This is a genomic window from Nocardioides nitrophenolicus (assembly GCF_016907515.1).
GTDB classification, from domain to species: Bacteria; Actinomycetota; Actinomycetes; order Propionibacteriales; family Nocardioidaceae; genus Nocardioides; species Nocardioides nitrophenolicus.
In genome coordinates, this window is record NZ_JAFBBY010000001.1 from 3475808 (window position 1) to 3493590 (window position 17783).

Sequence of the window (17783 nt, forward strand, 5' to 3'; positions counted from 1 at the left end):
GGCTCCGCTCAGCTCTCCTCGGCGCCCAGCCCGGCCTCGCGGGCCCGCACGATGAGCTGCCCGCGGTCGGGTACGTCGAGCTTGGCCAGCACGCCGTAGACGTAGTTGCGCACGGTCTTGCTGCTCAGCACCAGGCGCCGGGCGATCGTGGCGTTGTCATAGCCTCGGGCGACCAGGTCGACGACCTCGCGCTCGCGGTCGGTCAGCTCGGGGAACGGCAGCGTGCCGCGGGTCCGGGCGCCGGAGAGGTAGAGCGCGCCGCGCTGGGCGAGCTGAGGTCCGAGCAGGAAGTCGCCGTTGGCGACCGAGCGCACCGCTCGCGCCACGTCGTCGGGGGAGGCGCCCTTGAGCAGGAAGCCGCGGGCGCCGGCGCGGATGGAGGCGAAGAGCGAGTCGTCGTCGCCGAGCATGGTGATCACCAGGACGCCGAGGGTCGGGTCGCGGCGGCACAGCTCGCGGGTGGTCTCGACGCCCGAGTCGTCACCGAGGTCGAGATCCATCAGCACCACGTGGGGCGCGTGCTCCTCGACCGCCGCCAGCGCCTCGGCCCGGTCGGCCGCCTCGCCGACCACCTCGACGTCGGGCAGCGAGCGCAGCAGCGCGCCCATCCCGATCCGGAAGACCGGATGGTCGTCGACGACCAGCACCCGGATCGGCTCGGTCCCGTTCACGGCAGCACCATGACCACGCAGGTCCCTCTCTCCTCACCGGGGTGCACCTCGACGGTGCCCCCGAGCTCCGCGGCGCGCTCGCGCATCGACGCCATCCCGACGCCGGGAACGGCGGCGTCCCCGATCCCGTGCCCGTCGTCGGACACCTCCAGCCGCACCCCGCCGGTAGCGGGCAGACCGAGCCGCACGGCGCAGTGCCGGGCGCCGGCGTGCCGGGCGGCGTTGCGGACCGCCTCGGCCGCCACCTGGTACACGACGATCTGGTGGATCCCGTCGAGGCCGTCGGCGTACGGCGCGTCGACGGTGACCGAGAAGCGCGGCATCGAGTAGCGCTCGGCCAACAGCCGCAGCGCGTCGCCGAGGCGCCCCTCGTCGAGCACGGGCGGCAGCAGCACCCGGGCCATCTGGCGCACGTCGTCCGCACGCCGGCTCAGCTCCTCCACGAGCCGGCCGAGCAGCACCGCGTCGGCGTCGCTCAGCGCCGAGGTGGTCGGGACGGCGGCGAGGGCGAGGGCGGTGCCGGACAGTGCGGGGCCGAGCCCGTCGTGCAGCTCGCGGCGGAGCAGCCGGCGCTCCTCCTGGCGCACCTCCACGACCCGGGCCCGCGCCTCCTCCACCGCCCGGTTGGCGTCGTCGAGCTGGGCGGCGACCGCGACCAGACCTGAGATCTGGCGCAGCAGGCGCACGGTACGGGGGTCGAGGCGCTCGCCCCGGGGCGGGACCACGCTCAGCACCCCGACCGTGCGCCCGCGCGGATGCAGGTCGAGGTGCAGCGCCCGGTCGTCGTCGTCCGCGTCGCGGCGGCCCGCGGACGCGACGGTGCTCTGGTGCAGGCTGACCTCGACCCGCGCCAGCCGCAGCGCTCGCCGTAGCGCCTCGACCAGGCTGCTCAGCTGCGGACTGTCCGGGTCGCCGGCGTCGATCGCCTGGGCGATCCGCTCCAGCAGCGCCGAGGGGTCGGCGCCGGAGCCGAAGACCAGGCGCTCGACCTGACCCTGCAGCCAGTCGCGCAGCGGGAGCACGGCCAGGGCCAGGGCCGCGACGGCGACCAGGCCGGTCGACTCGGCGCCCCAGGGCAGCACCATGCTGAGCGCCCACACCGCGAGCACGTACGCCGCCACCAGGCTCGCCGTCAGCAGCAGCCCGACCAGGGTGCGGGAGATGGCGAGGTCGACCCGCCACGACGGCTGGCTGCGGATCAACACGAACACGGCCGCCAGCAGCATCACCTCGGCCAGCGACAGCAGCACGATGCCCGCCACGAACCAGGTGCCGTCGAGGCTGACCCCGATCTCGAAGGTCATGTAGGCCCAGGCGACCGCGAACAGCGCGAGCAGCAGCCAGACCAGGCCCCGGCGCTGCTCCGGGCCGCCGGTGCGGAGCCGATGGCCCAGCCACCCGACGACCGCGAGGCCGAGCAGGAAGTAGATCGGGATCAGTGCGGCGTCGGCGTCGTACGCGAAGTCGGCGACCGCGCCGCCCGTCAGCGGGTTCGGCGGCGCGCCCTCGGTCTGGATGAGCAGCCGCAGACCGCTCGCGCCCGCGACCACGAGCGCGCCGAGGACGGCGAACCGGCGCGCCCAGCCGACAGGTGGGCCCGGGGTCAGCAGGAAGGGCAGCACGAGCAGCGACACCAGGGTCGCCGTCGTCCAGCCGGTCAGCAGCACCGGTGCCGCCAGCCCCGCGCCGGGCAGGTCCGGACGGTCCACGCACAGCACCGTCCAGGCGATCGCGGCCGACGTGGCGCCGTACCCGCCGCCGATGACGAGGAAGGCCCAGCCCACGGCATGGCGGCTGCGGACCACGATCAGCCCCCCAAGCGGGCCGTACATCAGGCTCGCGATCAGGTCGAGCGGGGCCAGCTCGCGGCGCACCTGGTACGGCGGGTCCGCGACGTCGCCGGTCGTCAGCAGCACCGCGAGGGTGGCGGCCGCGACCAGGGCCTGGCCGACGCCGAGCCCCGCCGCGACCGGGCGGGAGACGTCGGATGCGGACACGGTCGCCATCATCGCTGCTTCGCCTGCCCGATGGGGCGGGTTCGGCCTCAGCGCGCGAAGGCCAGCACGAAGCCGCCCTCCTGGGGCGTGACCTGGATGACCACCTCGCCGGCGTTCGCCGTGACGATCGGCCGCCCGACGCCGTCCCGGTCCCGGGCGGCGCCGTACGACGCGAGGGCGGTCTCGTAGCCCGCGAGCACCTCCTCCGCGCTCGCGGGGCTCGCATAGGACGCCGTCTCCTGGGCGCCGCCCACCGTCTCGGCGGTGACGCACAGCGTGGCGTCGACCGGGGGCTCGGGGAAGCCGTCCGGCAGCAGCGCGATCTCGCCGAGGTCGGGCTGCTCCAGGGCCTGGGGGAAGGCGGCGCGGCACTCCTCGGGGACGTTCGCAGCCGTGTCGCCGGGCGGGTCGGCGGTGTCGGCGCCGGGGGCGTCCGCGCCGGGCGGGTCGGCGGTGTCGTCGCCGCAGGCGGTGGCGGACACGGCCAGCGCGACGCCCGCGAGCAGGTGGACCGCGGCCCGCCTCATCGGCGCACCTTGACCTTGCGGCTGGTCGCCACCGCGTCGGCGTATCCGGCCCGGCTCACCGTCACCCGGACGCTGATCCGGTGCTTCCGGTCGACCTTCTTGATCCGGTACGACGCCTTGGTTGCCTTCGTGATCGCCTTGCCGTCGCGCAGCCACTGGTAGCGCACCGCGCTCGGTGCCGGCCGCCAGGTGCCGGCGGTCGCCCGCAGCCGGGTGCCGACCCGGGCCGTGCCCTTGGCCTTGACGGTGGGCGCCGCGGTGAGCGCGAAGCCGCTGCCGGCGCCGCCGCCCGGCGGGGTCGGGTAGGTCGGCCGCACCGACTGCAGGGCCGCTGCGCTCCAGTGCGGGGCGTAGCCGCCCGGGACCACCAGCGACGGCGGGATGTCGCAGCCCAGCGGGTCCTCGAGCACCCAGATCCCGTCGCCCTCGGCCCACGCCAGCGAGGAGCTGTCCGGCGCGAAGGTGGGGCTGGAGAAGCTGGCCTCGATCCACTTGCAGATCAGGGTCGGCCAGATCGCGGGGACGCCGGCCCGGATCGGGCCGGTGAGGATGTTGCCGTTGAGCTGCCAGATCCCCATGTGCTGCTCCGGGCCGACCCCGCGGACGGTCGCCATCATCGAGCCGTCGCGCGAGATCGCCGGCTCGAACAGGTCGTGCTGGTCGCTCACATTGGGCTGGGCGTCGTTGAACCAGAGGTTCTCGCTGACGCCGGGGTCGAACATGTGCAGGTCGTCGGTGTTGCCCCCGGTGACCAGGCGCGAACCGGTGACCCAGGACGGGTCCGGGAAGAACGCGAAGCCGTACGGGAGGGCGGAGGTCAGTGCCGTGGACGCGCTGATCGCGGTCGTCCAGCGCAGCCGGCAGGCGCCGCGCGGCGGGCAGCTGTGGTGCTCGAAGGTGTAGGCCACCCGCGATCCGTCGGGGGAGACCTGGACGTGCTGGATGGTGCCGCCGATGGTCTCGCCCGCCGAGTCCCACAGGTCCGGCGGGTCGAAGCTGTTGAGCACGGTGCCCCACTGGTCCATCCGCACCACCAGCGGCCCCCGCCCCGCGACCACGGTCCCGTCGTCCGCGCTGCTCGGCGAGCGCCACGGGTTGTTCAGGGTGCCGTCGGTGGTCAGCCGGCGCTCGCCGGTGCCGTCGGGACGGGCCACGTAGATGTCATAGCCCTTGAGATAGACGATCGTGCCCGCGTTCGACGGGGCGGCGGCGGCCGGGGACGGGCCCGCGCCGGGCAGGCCGAGGACGCCGGCGACGAGGGCCAGGACGAGGGGGAGGAGGAGGCGCAGGGGTGGTCGCATGGAGTGACAGTGGCCGGGGGCGCGACCCGGGTTCCAGGGCTCGGTGGCCCGAGTTCCCGGGACGGTGCGGGCCTGTGGAGGACCGGTTGCGTCGGACCCGGGTGGTACCCAGGATCGACGGATGACCGATCTCGGGAGGACGATGCACAATGGAGGCCATGACGCTGGACCTCGACCTGCCGCAGGGGCAGACGCTGACGGCGTACGACGTCGCGCAGCTGTGGGAGCCCGATCGCCGGCTCGAGCTGATTGACGGGGTGCTGACCGTCATGAGCTCGCCGTCGATCCCGCACCAGCGCACCCAGATGCGGCTGCTGAAGCTGCTCTTCGCGGCGGCGCCCCCGCATCTGGAGACCTGGGCCGCGCCGGTCGACGTCCTGTCTCCGGACACGGTGGTCCAGCCCGATGTGCTGGTCGTCGATCCGAGTCACGTGGTCGGGTCGGACCCGATCGAGGTGAACCCGCTGCTGGTGATCGAGATCCTCTCGCCGAGCACCGCCCTCTACGACCTCAACACCAAGTTCAAGCGCTACGAGCGGGCGGGGATCCCGTCGTACTGGGTGGTCGACCCGCTGGGCGGCCGGCTGATCGTGTGGGAGCTGCGCGAGGGCGCCTACGTCGAGGTCCTGGACCGCGCCGGTGACGAGCCGTGGACGGCGAGGCAGCCGTTCGCGGTGACGGTCGTGCCGTCGGAGCTGGTCGGCCCGGAAGGTGGTCGCTGAGGCGCGCGCTGCGAGAATGGCGGGCATGACGAGCGCGCCCTCCCTGAGCACCGACGTCCTCGTCGTCGGTGCCGGTCCCGCCGGCTCCGCGGCCGCCACCTGGGCGGCCCGTGCCGGGCTGGACGTGGTCCTGGCCGACGCGGCGGTGTTCCCGCGCGACAAGACCTGCGGCGACGGGCTGACGCCGCGGGCGATCGGGGAGCTGGAGCGGCTCGGGCTGCGCGACTGGGTGCGCTCCCACACGGTCAACCAGGGCCTGCGGGCGCACGGGTTCGGGCAGACGCTGCACCTGCCGTGGCCGGGCGGCCACCTGCCCGACTGGGGCAGTGCGATCGCCCGCACCGAGCTCGACGACCACCTGCGCAGCACCGCGCTCAAGGCCGGGGCCACCGGGCTCGACGGGGCCCGGGCGGTCGACGTACGGATGGACGGGGCGCGGGTCGCCGCGGTCGTGCTCAAGGACGGGCGCGAGATCGCCTGCCGGCGGCTGGTGGTCGCCGACGGGGTGCGCTCTCCGCTGGGCAAGGTGCTGGGACGGGAGTGGCACCGCGACACGGTCTACGGCGTCGCCGGGCGCTCCTACGTCACCTCGACCCGCGCCGACGACCCGTGGATCAGCTCCCACCTCGAGCTGCGCGGCGAGCAGGACGAGATCCTGTCGGGCTACGGCTGGATCTTCCCGCTGGGCCGCCAGAGCGGCGAGGTCAACCTCGGCGCCGGCACCCTCGCCACCGCGAAGCGGCCCGCCGACGTGGCGATCAAACCCCTGATGAAGCTGTACGCCGACCGGCTCCGTGCGGAGTTCGGGCTCGGCGAGGAGCTGCGCGCCCCGACGTCGGCGCTGCTGCCGATGGGCGGCGCCGTCTCCCACGTCGCCGGCCGCAACTGGGCGCTGATCGGTGACGCCGCGGCCTGCGTGAACCCGCTCAACGGCGAGGGCATCGACTACGGCCTGGAGACCGGGCGGGTGGTCGCCGAGCTGCTCGCCGAGCGGCCCGACGCCGACCTGGGTGCGGTCTGGCCCGAGATCCTGCGCGAGCACTACGGCGAGTCCTTCTCGATCGCCCGGCGCCTGGCCGGGCTGGTGACCGTGCCGCGGCTGCTGCCGGCGCTCGGCCCGGTCGGGATGCGCTCCGACCTGCTGATGACCCTCGCCCTGCGCTGGATGGGCAACCTGGTGACCGACGAGGACCGCGACCGCTCGGCGCGGGTGTGGCGCTGGGCCGGGCGGCACTCCCTGGCCCGCGACAGCCGCCCGCCCTTCTCCTGATGCCCACCCCCTAGGGTGGACGGCAGAGGAGGTCGGGCGATGGGGCAGCGGGTGCAGCGGCTGGCGGCGTACGCCGTCATCGTCCGCGGCGACCGGATCCTGCTCTCCCGGCTGGCCGAGCGGGTGACCAAGCGGGAGCTGTGGTCGCTGCCGGGCGGCGGCGTCGACCACGGCGAGGATCCGCGCGACGCGGTGGTGCGCGAGGTCTACGAGGAGACCGGGCTGCACGCCGAGGTCGGCGAGACGGCCCACGTCTACTCCCTCCACGTCGCCGACTCGTGGCGCCGGGGGCGCCGGGTCGACGCGCACTCGGTGCGGATCGTCTACGAGGGCTGGGTGCCGGCCGACGCGCCCGAGCCCCACGTCACCGAGGTCGACGGCTCGACCGCGGAGGCGGCCTGGAAGCCGATCGCCGCGGTGCTCGATGGCAGCGTGCCGACGGTCGGCCTGGTGACCGAGGCGCTGGCGTCGTACGCCGTGCGCCAGCGGCAGCGCACCGCCGCCTACGCCTACGTGGTGCGCGACGACGCGATCCTGCTGACCCGGACCTCGGACCTGGCGCCCGACCCCGGGACCTGGCACCTGCCCGGGGGTGGGATCGACCACGGCGAGTCGCCGCGCGACACGATCCGGCGCGAGCTGTGGGAGGAGTGCGGGCTGGAGGGGGAGGCCGGTGACCTGCTGACCGTCCTCGACCACCATTTCACCGGCACCGCGCCCAATGGTCGCGAGGAGGACTTCCACGCGATCGGGGTGATCTACCACGCCGAGGTAGGCCCCGGGGAGCCCCACGTCGTCGAGGAGGACGGCACCACCGACGAGGCGGCGTGGGTGCCGCTCGCCGACGTGGCCGCGCGCCGGATCAAGGTCTACGGCTCGGTCCGGGCCGCGATCGAGGCCGCCGGCGATACTGTCGCCGGGTGACCGAGACCGTCTTCACCTACGCCGCGCCCGCACTCAAGTTCGGCCGGGGCGCCGCCGCCGAGGTCGGCTACGACGTCCGCGGCTGGGGCGCGCGCCGGGCCCTGCTCGTGACCGACCCGGGCGTGCTGGCCGCCGGACACGCCGAGACCGTCGCCGCGTCGCTGGGCGGCCACGGCATCGAGGTGGTCACCTATGCCGGCGCCCGGGTCGAGCCGACCGACGCGTCGCTGGAGGAGGCGGTGGCCTTCGCCCGGGGCGCGGGCCGGTTCGACGCGGTGGTCGCGGTGGGCGGCGGCTCCGCGATCGACACCGCGAAGGCGGTCGCGCTGCTGGTCACCAACCCGGGCGAGCTGATGGACTACGTCAACGCGCCGATCGGCAAGGCGCGCGCGCCCGAGCAGCCGGTGCTGCCGCTGGCCGCCGTACCGACCACGACCGGCACCGGCGCCGAGTCGACCACGATCTGCGTGCTGGACGTGCTCGCGCTGAAGGTGAAGACCGGCATCAGCCACCCGGCGCTGCGCCCGCGCCTGGCCGTGGTCGACCCGGCGCTGTCGGCGACCCAGCCGGCGGGCGTGATCGCGGCGGCCGGGATGGACATCCTGTGCCACGCGCTGGAGAGCTACACCGCCCGCTGGTACGCCGACTTCCCGGCCAAGCAGGCCGAGCAGCGGGTGCCCTACTGCGGCGCCAACCCGATCGCGGACCTGTGGTCGGAGCGGGCGCTGGGGATGCTGTCCGGGGCCTTCCGGGCCGCCGTCCGCTCGGCGCGGGAGGGGGAGGAGGGCGCCGAGGCGGCCGAGCAGATGGCGCTCGCCGCCACCTTCGCCGGCCTCGGCTTCGGCAACGCCGGCGTCCACATCCCTCACGCCAACGCCTACCCGATCGCCGGCCGGGTCCGTGACTTCCGGCCCGCCGACTATCCCCAGGACGAGGCGATGGTGCCCCACGGCATGGCCGTCGCGCTGACCGCGCCGGAGGCGTTCCGGTTCACCTTCGACGCCGCGCCCGAGCGGCACCTGCGGGCCGCGCAGCTGCTGTCGCCGGGTGTCGCGGGCTCCGACGCCTCCGTGCTGCCCGGCGTGATCGCGGCGCTGATGCGCGACATCGGGATCCCCAACGGCCTGGCCGAGGTCGGCTACGGCGCCGGCGACGTGGACGCACTGGTCGAGGGCGCGCTGCAGCAGCAGCGGCTGCTCGCCACCGCGCCCAAGGACGTGGCCGGCGAGGACCTCGCCACGATCATCACCGCGTCCCTCGAGCACTGGTGAGCGGGTCCGGGCGTCGTACCGGACGAAATGGTCGTGGATCGGCCACGATTGCAGCCATTTCGTCCGGTACGACGGGGACTCAGGTCAGCGGCGCACCTTCACCTTGATCGGCGTGGTGGTGCTGGCCGTGGTGTCGGTGCCGGCGAAGGTGACCCACACGGTCAGCTTGCGGCCCTTGCGCAGCGTGGCCGACGCCGCCTTGCTCAGCCGGACCTTGACGGTCGACTGGCCGCCCGCCCCGACGACGGCAGGTGCGGTGAACACGCGCTTGCCGACCCGCACCTGGACCGACCCGGTGCAGTCGTCCGCGACACTCGCGCAGCCGATGCTGAGCGCCACCCGGGCCTTGCCCTTGCGCAGCGCCGCCCTGGCGGAGCGGTCGAGGACGGTCAGCCGCTTCGCGGCGGCCGGCGTGACGACCGGCGGCTCGGGCAGCGGGACGAGCGGGTCGACGCCGCCCGGCACCGCGTCGGCGTCGTACGCCAGGCGCGGGGTGACGTCGGTCGGCAGGATCCGCCCGTTGGCGATCTTGTCGAAGGCGTAGGCGAAGCCCATCAGCTCGGCGTCCTGGAACGCCTTGCCCTGGAGCTGGAAGCCGACCGGGTTGCCGTTCTCGGTCGCGCCCGCGGGGAAGATGACCGTCGGCACGCCGGCCGCGGAGGACTGCGGGTCCTTCCGGCCGAAGCTGGGCTGGATCGAGTCGTTGAGGTGGATCTCGCTGAGCTCGGCGGGGTAGAGCACCGCGTCCACGCCGTTGTCGTCCATCCAGCCCGCGAGGTTGTCGCGGTACAGCGCCCGGTACGCCTCGAAGTCGCGCTGCTGCTGCTCGGTCATGCCGGTTCCGTCGCCGGTGTAGGGGCCCGGGTACTGGTAGGGCACCCGCAGCGGGTTGTTGGTGATCTGCTCGGGCCGGGTGTACGGCGCGTCGGGGTGCGCGGCCAGCCACTGCAGCCAGCCCTCGTACCCGGTGTTGCCGTAGTTGCCGCGGGTGGGGGCGTTCGCGAAGTCGGGGATCACCCGGACCGTCGCGCCGGCCGCCTCGAAGTCGGCGAAGCGGGCCTCGAGGGCGTCGCTGACCTCGCTGGTTCCGAACGGGTCGTCGAAGGCGGTCGCGGGGACGCCGATCACCTTGCCCTGCAGCGCGTCGGCGCTCAGGTACGCCGACCAGTCGTCGGGTCGGTGGCCGTTGGCGACGTCGTCCAGCACGTCGTCGGGGTTGTCGACCGCCGTCACGTCCAGCAGCAGGGCGAGGTCCTCGAGGGACTGCCCGATCCAGCCGACGTAGTCCTGGATCAAGGTGAGCGGCATGGTGCCCGCGCTGGACTGCATGCCGTCGGTGCCGCGCAGGGAGTACAGGCTGGCCGCGCCGGACGGACCCCACAGCGAGTCACCGGTCTGGGTGCCCCAGGCCGCGGCGGCGAAGCTCGACGCGACCGCGACGGCCGACCCGCCGCTGGAGCCGATCGGGCTGCGCGAGGGGTCGAAGGCGTTCCACACCATGCCGTAGCCGTTGGGGCTGTAGTGGCCGTCGTTGGCGAACTCGGCGAGGTTCGCCTTGCCGAGGATGATCGCACCGGCCTCGCGCATCAGGCCGACCTGGAAGGCGTCGGTCGGCGGCTGGTAGCCGTCGAACACCCGCGAGCCGCCGGTGGTCGGCAGGTCCTTGGTGTCGATGATGTCCTTGGCCAGGACGGGGATGCCGAGCAGCGGCCGGGTGTCGCCGTTCCTGCGGGCCTGGTCGGCGGCCCGGGCCTGGGCCATCGCGTCGGGCGCGACGGTGATCACCGAGTTCAGGCCCAGCGGGCCGCGGTCGTAGGCCGCGATCCGGTCCAGGTAGGCCCGCACGATCTGCTGGGAGTTGGTCCGCCCGGCCTTGATGTCGGCGATCAGCTCGGTGATGGACTTGCCCACGACGTCGTACGGCGAGGTGGTCGGCGGGGTGTGTGCCGCGGTCGCCCCGCGGGCCTGGTTGACCAGCTCGTTGCGCGCCCGCTGGTCGCACTCCGCGCCGCCGAGGCCGAGCGCGCCCGCGTCGAAGTTGGTGACCGAGCACAGCTCGGCGGTGCTGAGCCCGGCGACATCGGGCAGCGCGGCGAGGGTGGCGGCCGCGGCCTCGACCCGGCTCACCTCCGAGCCGGCCGGCCGGGTCGCGCCCAGCACCGCGCGGCCCTCGGGCAGGCCGGTCACGACGTAGTGCAGCAGCGAGGCGCTGTCGCCCGGCGCGACCGTGACGGTGTTGACGAAGCCGGGATGGTTGGCGGCGTCGCCCTCGGTCGCGAGCGGGGTGGCGAACGGGTCGAGCAGGAAGCTGCCCATCCGGTCGAGCGCCTCGGGCCGGTCCGGCGTACCGAAGACGGTGGCGGAGGGGCCGTTCTGGCTGGGTGCGCCGGCGGCCGTGGTCGGCGTCGACCAGGAGGCCCACCCGTCCGCGCTGTCGATGGTGGTGTCGCCGCTGCCGGTGCTGCTGATCTCGCTCTGGTTCTCGCCGGTGTCGTAGCCGAGCTGGCCACCGAAGGCGACCTCGAAGGTGACGTCCTCGTGCGTGGTGTTGGTGAAGGTGTCCAGGAAGCGGCCGTAGCTCTCGCCCGCCGGGACCACGAGCTCGCGCCGGACGACGACGCCGTCGACGTCGACGCCGCGGGTGGTGGTGAACGTCTGGTGACCGTCGTAGGTGAGCCCGAAGCCGCGGAGCAGCACGCCGTTGAGCCGGCTGGTGCCGTCCTCGACCTCGATCCGCAGGCCGCCGTAGCCCTGCAGGGCGTTGCCGGCGGTGTTGCGGACGCTGCCGGTGTCGAGCCCGGGATTCGCGGCGTCGTGCACCCCCCAGGTGTCGCCGCCACTGGTGGGCACCGAGTTCCAGCCCTGTGCGGGGGTGGGGACGGCGGCCAGCAGGCCGGCGGTGAGGGCGGTCATCGCCCCGGCCGCGAGGCCGGGGAGCAGCCGGCGGCGGGCGCGTGGTCGTGGCTGGTGGGGGTGGGATGTCACGGGGGGTCTCCTCTGCCTGCTCGGCCGGATCTCGGTCGAACGCTCGCCGAAACTAGTGAGGGCTTGTTCCAACGAGGTGTCCGCGCGGTTTCGGTGGTCGCCCGGGTGTGCGTCGTACCGGACGGGATGGTCGTGGATCGGCTTCGATCGCAGCCATTTCGTCCGGTGCGACGTGGGGACGGCACCACCGCGTGACTACGATCGACGGGTGAACCCTCGCCACCGCCGCCTGATCATCCCGGCCGCGCTGGTCGCGCTCCTGCTGATCGTCCTCGTGACGTCGCTGGTCAAGTGAGCACCACCTCCCTCGACGAGGCGCTGGCGCGGGTCCGGGCGGACCTGCTGGCCGACGAGCGCCTGGTGCGGGCGGTCGCGTCGGGGCGGCGGAAGGCCGCCGTGCCCCCGTGGCGCCGGGTCGAGCTGCGCTGGGTCGACCTCAAGGCGGGCCGAAGCCTCCAGGTCGTCAGGTACGACGCCACCCAGGCCCACACGGCCAACCACCCCCGCGGGGAGGCGGCCGAGCAGGCGGTCGACGCGCTGCTCGCGGAGCCGTTCGGCAACTGGACGGTGGAGACGGCGGAGCAGCAGCTCAGCCTGCGGGTCACCAAGAGGGGCGACGCGGCCGTGCATGTCGCCGCCGGGAGGCAGCAGGCGCCGGCGGACCGGAGCCACGACCGGGCCAAGGATCGGCTGCTGCCCGAGGACGACCCGGTGTTCGCCGCGCTCGGCCTGGCCGACGCGCAGGGGCGGATCAAGCCGAGCCGGATGGCGAAGTACCGCCAGGTCGAGGACTTCCTGCGGATCCTGGACCGCTCGGTCACCGAGGCGATCGCCAAGAGCCGGCTGCGCCGGCCGACGCCCGAGGACCCGCTGCGGGTGGTCGACCTCGGCTGCGGCAACGGCTACCTCACCTTCGCCGCGCAGCGCTATCTCCAGGAGCGCCGCGGCCTCCCGGTCCGGGTCACCGGCGTCGACGTGAAGGAGCAGTCGCGCGACCACAACGCCGCGGTCGCGCGCGAGCTCGGCATCGAGGCCACCTTCGTCGCCGGCACCATCGGCGAGGCCGAGCTCGCGCAGGCACCCGACGTGGTGCTGGCCCTGCACGCCTGCGACACCGCCACCGACGACGCGCTCGCCCGGGCCGTCGAGTGGCGGACGCCGCTCGTGCTGGCCGCGCCCTGCTGCCACCACGACATCGCCGCCCAGCTGCGTGGCGCGGAGCCGCCGGCGCCGTACGCCTCGCTGGTGCGCGACGGCATCCTGCGCGAGCGGTTCGCCGACACCCTCACCGACACGCTCCGGGCGCTGCTGCTGCGCCGGGCCGGCTACCGGGTCGACGTGATGGAGTTCGTCGACAGCCGGCACACCCCACGCAACACGCTGCTGCGCGCGGTGCGCACCGGTGCCGGCGCCGGGGCCGGCACCGACGACGGCGAGTACGACGCCCTGGTCGCCGCGTGGGGGATCCGGCCGCGGCTCGGGGAGCTGCTCGGGTGAGGAGGCTGCTCGGCCTGGTGCTGCTGGTGCCCTTCGTCGTCGGCTTCCTCTCGCCCGGCGCCGCGGTCGAGCCCGAGCCGGAGCCGGTGTTCGCCTTCACCGACCGCGAGATCACCGAGTCCAGCGGCCTGGTCGCGCGCGACGGCCTGGTCGTGACCGTCAACGACTCCGGCGACCGCAACCGGATCTTCACCGTCGACCCCGCCACCGGCGACACCGTCGGGGTCACCCACTGGCAGGGCGACGCCACCGACGTCGAGGCGCTCGCCCCGGCCGGCGACGGCGCGGTGTGGGTGGGCGACATCGGCGACAACCTGGGCGCGCGCGACCACGTCGAGGTGGCCCGGGTGCCCTTCGGCCGGGGGAACCGGACGGTCCGGGCGCCGACCTACCGGCTCGTCTACCCCGACGGCCCCCACGACGCCGAGACCCTGCTCGCCGACCCGGCGACCGGCCGGCTCTACGTCGTCGCCAAGGAGTTCATCGGCCGGCTCTACGCCGCACCGGAGCAGCTCGACCCCGACGGCCCCAACCGGCTGACCCTGGTCGACGAGGTGCTCGGCATCGCCACCGACGGCTCGTTCCTGCCCGACGGGTCGCACCTGGTGCTGCGCAACTACGGGCAGGCGGCGGTCTACACCTGGCCGGAGCTGCGGCGGGTCGCGCAGGTCGACCTGCCCCGCCAGCCGCAGGGGGAGGGGCTCGCGATCAGCGAGTCCGGGGAGGTGCTGCTCAGCTCCGAGGGAGCGGGCTCCGAGGTGCTCCGGGTCGAGCTGCCGGTGCCCCCGCCCCAGCCCACGGCCACCGCCACGCCCACCCCGACCCCCGCGCCGGACGCTGCGGGCGGCGAGCAGGCACCGGTCCGGGCCGAGCAGCGGTCCTGGTGGCCGTGGGCGATCGGCGGGGTCGCGGGGCTCGCGATCGTGGCGGTGCTGCTGCGCTCGCTGCGGCCGAGGGACTGAGCCGGGCGAACCCGGTTACCTCCTCCGTCGTGGCCCGGCTGCGTCGTACCTCACCTGACGAGCCGGGCTGGACCCGTCGGAGGGCCGGGCGCGGCTTCGTCCACCTCGGCCTCGACGGGCGCCCGCTGCCGGCGGAGGACGCGGCACGGTGCCGGGCGCTGGTGATCCCGCCCGCGTGGACCGAGGTGTGGATCTGCCCGCGCCCCAACGGGCACCTGCAGGCGGTCGGCGTCGACGCGGCGGGCCGGCGGCAGTATCTCTACCACCCGGACTGGGTGGCGCGGCGCGCCCAGGAGAAGCACGAGCGGGTGCTGGGACTGGGCCGGCGGCTCCCGCGGCTGCGCGAGCGGGTCGAGGCCGACCTAGCCGACGACGACCTGGGCCCGCGCGCGACCTGCGCGCTCGCGGTGCGGCTGATCGACCTGGGCTGCTTCCGGATCGGCAACGACGTGTACGCCGCCGAGTACGGCTCGTTCGGCCTGACCACCCTCGAACGCCAGCACGTCCGGCGCTCGGGGGACGCGCTGGTCTTCGAGTTCACCGGGAAGTCGGGGATCGAGCACCACGTCGAGGTCGACGACCCGGTCGCCGTGCGGGCCCTGGACCGGCGCCGCCGGCGGCGCCGGTCCGACCGCCGGCTGCTCGACGTCACCGGGACCGACGTCAATGACTACCTGCGCGAGGTCAGTGGGATCGAGGTCACCGCCAAGGACTTCCGCACCTGGCACGGCACCGTGCTGGCCGCCGCCGCGCTCGCGGGAGCTCCCGGACCGGAGGCGTCGAAGACCGCCCGGAAGCGGGCGGTCGCGGCGGCGATGCGGGAGGTCTCCGAGTTCCTGGGCAACACGCCCGCGCTGGCCCGTTCGGCGTACGTCGACCCACGGGTGGTCGACGCCTACGAGGAGGGCCGCACCATCCGGGTGCGCCCGGGGGCGACCCGCGAGCAGCTGGAGCGGGCCACGCTCCGCCTGGTCGGCGGTCGGTGACACGATCGGGGCGTGACCGAGCACGAGTTCACCGCCGAGCTGTGGCGCTGGCGGGCCCGCGACGAGCAGTCCGGCGGGGCGTGGTTCTTCGTGAGCCTGCCGTTCGACGTCACCGACCAGATCGACGAGGCCGGCCCGCGCCGGGGCTTCGGGAGCGTCCGGGTGGAGGTGACGGTCGGTGCGAGCACCTGGCGCACGTCGGTGTTCCCGAGCGTCGAGGAGCGCACCCTCGTGCTCCCGGTGAAGAAGGCGGTGCGTGCCGCCGAGGGCCTGGTCGAAGGTGGACGGTGCACGGTCCGGCTCCGTACGGTCGAGTGATGGACATCGAGGTCGTCGAGGGCGACATCACCGCCCAGCAGGTCGATGCGGTGGTCAACGCCGCCAACCGCGCGATGCGCGGGGGAGCGGGCGTCGACGGCGCCATCCACCGCGCCGGCGGGCCCGAGGTGCTGGCCGACTGCCGCCGCCGGTTCCCGCGGGGCCTGGCGACCGGCGACGCCGGCTGGACCACCGCGGGCCGGATGGCGGCGCGGTGGGTGATCCACGTCGTCGGACCCAACCGCAACGCCGGCGAGACCGACCGCGACCTGCTGACCTCGTGCTACCGCCGCGCGCTCGAGGTCGCCGACGAGCTGGGCGCGCGCTCGGTCGCCTTCCCGCTGATCAGCGCCGGTGCCTACGGGTGGCCGAAGGAGGACGCCGTCGACGCGGCGCTGGAGACCCTGCGCGCGACGCCGACCGCGGTCGAGCAGGCCCGGCTGGTGGCCTTCGGGCGCTCGGCGTACGAGCTCATCGCGGGCCGGCTGTAGGAGCCTGCTCGCGCACCCAGCGCCGCCACTCGTCCTGGCGGCGGTAGCCGGCGGCCCGCCAGATCGTCTGGCCGAGGTCGTTGTGCTGGAGGACCATGGCGTCGATCCGGCCGGCGCCCAGGGCGACCAGGCGGGCGGCCGCCGCTCCTCGACCACCCGGGACCCGGTCCCGATTCTCGCGGGGCGTCGTCACCCGGCGTACCCGTCGTCGTTGGTCAGGCACCGATCCACCGAAGCCGACGAGGAGGCGACGAGATGTCGATGGAGCTCACCACCGCGGTCCTGCTGCTGGCGCTCGCCGTCGTCTGCGCGGGCTGGCTGGCCCGTTCGCGTGGAGCGGCCACCTCGATGCCGGGCATGGGGCCGGACATCGAGGAGTGGCGTTCGGCCGCGCTGCGGCACTTCCAGGAGCACCGGGACCTCGAGCGCGCCGTCGCCGAGGTGCTGGCCACCCCGGGCGCCGTCCGCGGTCCCGGCCGCACCGAGCTGTTCGTGGCGCTCGGTGCGCGCCGGGTCGACCTCTACGCCTGAGTCGCTAGGGCGTGTCGCTCGAGTCGGCGTCGTGGCGAGCGGGGTGGTCTGGGTTGGGGATTCACCACGGGATGTAGGTGAGTGACCGCTTCTGTAGTGGAACTCCGCTACAGAACCACGGGTTCGCCTACAACCCGTGGTGAATCCCCACCCCGACCACGAAGCAGGCGCGAAGAAACCCGACCTGTTCAGCAGCCTCCTACGCCCGAAGCGCCTCGACGACGTAGTCGATCGAGGTGGTGAGCGCCTCCACGTCAGCCGGGTCGATCGCGGGGTACATCGCGATCCGCAGCTGGTTGCGGCCGAGCTTGCGGTAGGGCTCGGTGTCGACGATGCCGTTGGCGCGCAGCACCTTCGCCACCTCGGCGGCGTCGATCGCGTCGTCGAAGTCGATGGTGCCGATGACCAGCGAGCGGTGGCTCGGGTCGGCCACGTAGGGCGTGGTGTACGACGTCCGCTCGGCCCAGCCGTAGAGCGCGTCGGAGGAGGCAGTGGTGCGCTCGACCATGCCCTTGAGGCCGCCCTGGCCGTTCATCCAGTCCAGCTGCTCGGCCATCAAGAAGAGCGTGGCGACCGAGGGGGTGTTGTAGGTCTGGTTGAGGCGGCTGTTGTCGATGGCCGTCTTGAGGTCGAAGAACGGCGGGATGTAGCGGTCGGTGGCGGCGATCCGCTCGGCGCGCTCGAGGGCGGCGGGGCTGAAGATCGCGAACCACAGGCCGCCGTCGGAGGCGAAGCACTTCTGCGGCGCGAAGTAGTAGACGTCGCTCTGGGTCAGGTCGACGGGCAGGCCGCCGGCACCCGACGTCGCGTCGATCAGCACCAGGGCGCCGTCGGTGCCGGCGGGCCGCACGACCGGCGCCATCACGGCGGTCGAGGTCTCGTTGTGGGCCCAGGCGTAGGCGTCGACGCCGTCCTCGGCGACGGCCTCGGGCCGCGAGCCGGGGTCGGCGGCGATCACCGACGGCGCGTCCAGCCAGGGCGCCGCCTTCACCGAGGAGGCGAACTTGCTCGAGAACTCGCCGAAGGCGAGGTGCTGCGAGCGCTGCTCGATCAGCCCGAACGCCGCGATGTCCCAGAACGCCGTCGCGCCGCCGTTGCCGACCACCACCTCGTAGCCCTCGGGCAGCGCGAACAGCTCGCCGAGGCCCTCCAGCACGCGGCCGACGACCTTGCGGACCGGGGCCTGCCGGTGTGAGGTGCCCATCAGCGTGTCGCCGGTGGCCGCCAGGGCGCTCAGGTGGCTCGGCTGGATCTTCGAGGGACCGGCGCCGAAGCGGCCGTCGGCGGGCTTGAGCTCGGCGGGGATCTGGATGTCGGTCACGGGTCAACC

Annotated in this window: 17 protein-coding genes; 10 read left to right on the forward strand and 7 right to left on the reverse strand. The window is 74.2% G+C overall.

Features of this window, described 5'->3' with window-relative positions:
• Positions 1-8: 8 nt before the first annotated feature.
• Genes JOD66_RS16960 through JOD66_RS16975 form a run of 4 tightly spaced genes read right to left on the reverse strand, consistent with a single transcriptional unit; the run spans position 9 to position 4496 of the window.
• Positions 9-671: a response regulator transcription factor gene (locus JOD66_RS16960; protein WP_204838018.1), complete on the reverse strand. Its 663-nt coding sequence runs from the start codon at positions 669-671 to the stop codon at positions 9-11.
• Positions 668-2668, reverse strand: coding sequence for a sensor histidine kinase (locus tag JOD66_RS29550; protein WP_204838019.1), 2001 nt, complete (start codon positions 2666-2668; stop codon positions 668-670). The genes JOD66_RS16960 and JOD66_RS29550 overlap by 4 nt, the downstream gene beginning before the upstream one ends.
• Positions 2669-2715: 47 nt before the next feature.
• Entirely contained in the window at positions 2716-3195 is a 480-nt protein-coding gene (locus tag JOD66_RS16970; RefSeq protein WP_204838020.1) for a hypothetical protein, read from the reverse strand.
• A complete protein-coding gene (locus JOD66_RS16975) occupies positions 3192-4496 on the reverse strand; it encodes a TolB-like translocation protein (protein ID WP_204838021.1) in 1305 nt (434 codons plus the stop codon). Before JOD66_RS16975 ends, JOD66_RS16970 begins: the two co-directional genes overlap by 4 nt.
• 158 nt (positions 4497-4654) lie before the next feature.
• On the opposite strand from JOD66_RS16975, the gene JOD66_RS16980 reads away from it, so the two are divergent.
• Genes JOD66_RS16980 through JOD66_RS16995 form a run of 4 tightly spaced genes read left to right on the forward strand, consistent with a single transcriptional unit; the run spans position 4655 to position 8683 of the window.
• Positions 4655-5218, forward strand: coding sequence for a Uma2 family endonuclease (locus JOD66_RS16980; protein ID WP_204838022.1), 564 nt, complete (start codon positions 4655-4657; stop codon positions 5216-5218).
• A 25-nt stretch (positions 5219-5243) separates the two neighbouring features.
• Positions 5244-6488: a geranylgeranyl reductase family protein gene (locus tag JOD66_RS16985; protein WP_204838023.1), complete on the forward strand. Its 1245-nt coding sequence runs from the start codon at positions 5244-5246 to the stop codon at positions 6486-6488.
• Between the two features lie 39 nt (positions 6489-6527).
• Entirely contained in the window at positions 6528-7412 is an 885-nt protein-coding gene (locus tag JOD66_RS16990) for an NUDIX domain-containing protein (RefSeq protein ID WP_239545276.1), read from the forward strand.
• The gene (locus tag JOD66_RS16995) at positions 7409-8683 is read left to right on the forward strand and encodes a hydroxyacid-oxoacid transhydrogenase (protein ID WP_204838025.1); all 1275 of its coding nucleotides are present in this window, start codon (positions 7409-7411) and stop codon (positions 8681-8683) included. Before JOD66_RS16990 ends, JOD66_RS16995 begins: the two co-directional genes overlap by 4 nt.
• 84 nt (positions 8684-8767) lie before the next feature.
• Here the strand turns inward: JOD66_RS16995 and JOD66_RS17000 are convergent, their stop codons facing one another.
• Positions 8768-11668, reverse strand: a complete 2901-nt coding sequence (locus tag JOD66_RS17000) for an amidase (protein ID WP_204838026.1) — start codon at positions 11666-11668, stop codon at positions 8768-8770.
• Between the two features lie 291 nt (positions 11669-11959).
• Here JOD66_RS17000 and JOD66_RS17005 point away from each other — a divergent pair, with 291 nt between their 5' ends.
• From JOD66_RS17005 to JOD66_RS17025, 5 genes are read left to right on the forward strand one after another with little or no spacing between them, the layout of a single operon-like run.
• Positions 11960-13165, forward strand: a complete 1206-nt coding sequence (locus JOD66_RS17005) for a class I SAM-dependent methyltransferase (RefSeq protein ID WP_204838027.1) — start codon at positions 11960-11962, stop codon at positions 13163-13165.
• A complete protein-coding gene (locus JOD66_RS17010; RefSeq protein ID WP_204838028.1) occupies positions 13162-14127 on the forward strand; it encodes a hypothetical protein in 966 nt (321 codons plus the stop codon). Before JOD66_RS17005 ends, JOD66_RS17010 begins: the two co-directional genes overlap by 4 nt.
• A gap of 29 nt (positions 14128-14156) precedes the next feature.
• Positions 14157-15113 (forward strand): DNA topoisomerase IB, encoded by a 957-nt coding sequence (locus JOD66_RS17015; RefSeq protein WP_204838029.1) that lies wholly within the window; start codon positions 14157-14159, stop codon positions 15111-15113.
• A gap of 12 nt (positions 15114-15125) precedes the next feature.
• Positions 15126-15431 carry a DUF1905 domain-containing protein gene (locus JOD66_RS17020; RefSeq protein WP_204838030.1) on the forward strand — a complete coding sequence of 102 codons (306 nt, stop codon included), beginning with the start codon at positions 15126-15128 and terminating at the stop codon, positions 15429-15431.
• Entirely contained in the window at positions 15431-15922 is a 492-nt protein-coding gene (locus JOD66_RS17025; RefSeq protein WP_204838031.1) for an O-acetyl-ADP-ribose deacetylase, read from the forward strand. Before JOD66_RS17020 ends, JOD66_RS17025 begins: the two co-directional genes overlap by 1 nt.
• Here JOD66_RS17025 and JOD66_RS17030 read toward each other — a convergent pair.
• A complete protein-coding gene (locus JOD66_RS17030) occupies positions 15903-16145 on the reverse strand; it encodes a hypothetical protein (RefSeq protein WP_205126608.1) in 243 nt (80 codons plus the stop codon). The genes JOD66_RS17025 and JOD66_RS17030 overlap by 20 nt on opposite strands.
• Positions 16146-16177: 32 nt before the next feature.
• Between JOD66_RS17030 and JOD66_RS17035 the strand changes: the two genes are divergently transcribed.
• Complete coding sequence (locus JOD66_RS17035) at positions 16178-16453, forward strand: hypothetical protein (protein ID WP_204838032.1); 276 nt, start codon at positions 16178-16180, stop codon at positions 16451-16453.
• Positions 16454-16652: 199 nt separating this feature from the next.
• On the opposite strand, the gene serC is transcribed toward JOD66_RS17035, so the two are convergent.
• Positions 16653-17774, reverse strand: coding sequence for a phosphoserine transaminase (gene serC / locus JOD66_RS17040; protein WP_204838033.1), 1122 nt, complete (start codon positions 17772-17774; stop codon positions 16653-16655).
• Positions 17775-17783 lie beyond the last annotated feature (9 nt).

Coding starts and splice junctions, on each gene's coding strand:
- JOD66_RS16970 (WP_204838020.1), bottom strand. CDS start 3,195: ATGAGGCGGGCCGCGGTCCACCTGCTCGCGGGCGTCGCGCTGGCCGTG.
- JOD66_RS16975 (WP_204838021.1), bottom strand. CDS start 4,496: ATGCGACCACCCCTGCGCCTCCTCCTCCCCCTCGTCCTGGCCCTCGTC.
- JOD66_RS16980 (WP_204838022.1), top strand. CDS start 4,655: ATGACGCTGGACCTCGACCTGCCGCAGGGGCAGACGCTGACGGCGTAC.
- JOD66_RS16985 (WP_204838023.1), top strand. CDS start 5,244: ATGACGAGCGCGCCCTCCCTGAGCACCGACGTCCTCGTCGTCGGTGCC.
- JOD66_RS16990 (WP_239545276.1), top strand. CDS start 6,528: ATGGGGCAGCGGGTGCAGCGGCTGGCGGCGTACGCCGTCATCGTCCGC.
- JOD66_RS17025 (WP_204838031.1), top strand. CDS start 15,431: ATGGACATCGAGGTCGTCGAGGGCGACATCACCGCCCAGCAGGTCGAT.
- JOD66_RS17035 (WP_204838032.1), top strand. CDS start 16,178: ATGTCGATGGAGCTCACCACCGCGGTCCTGCTGCTGGCGCTCGCCGTC.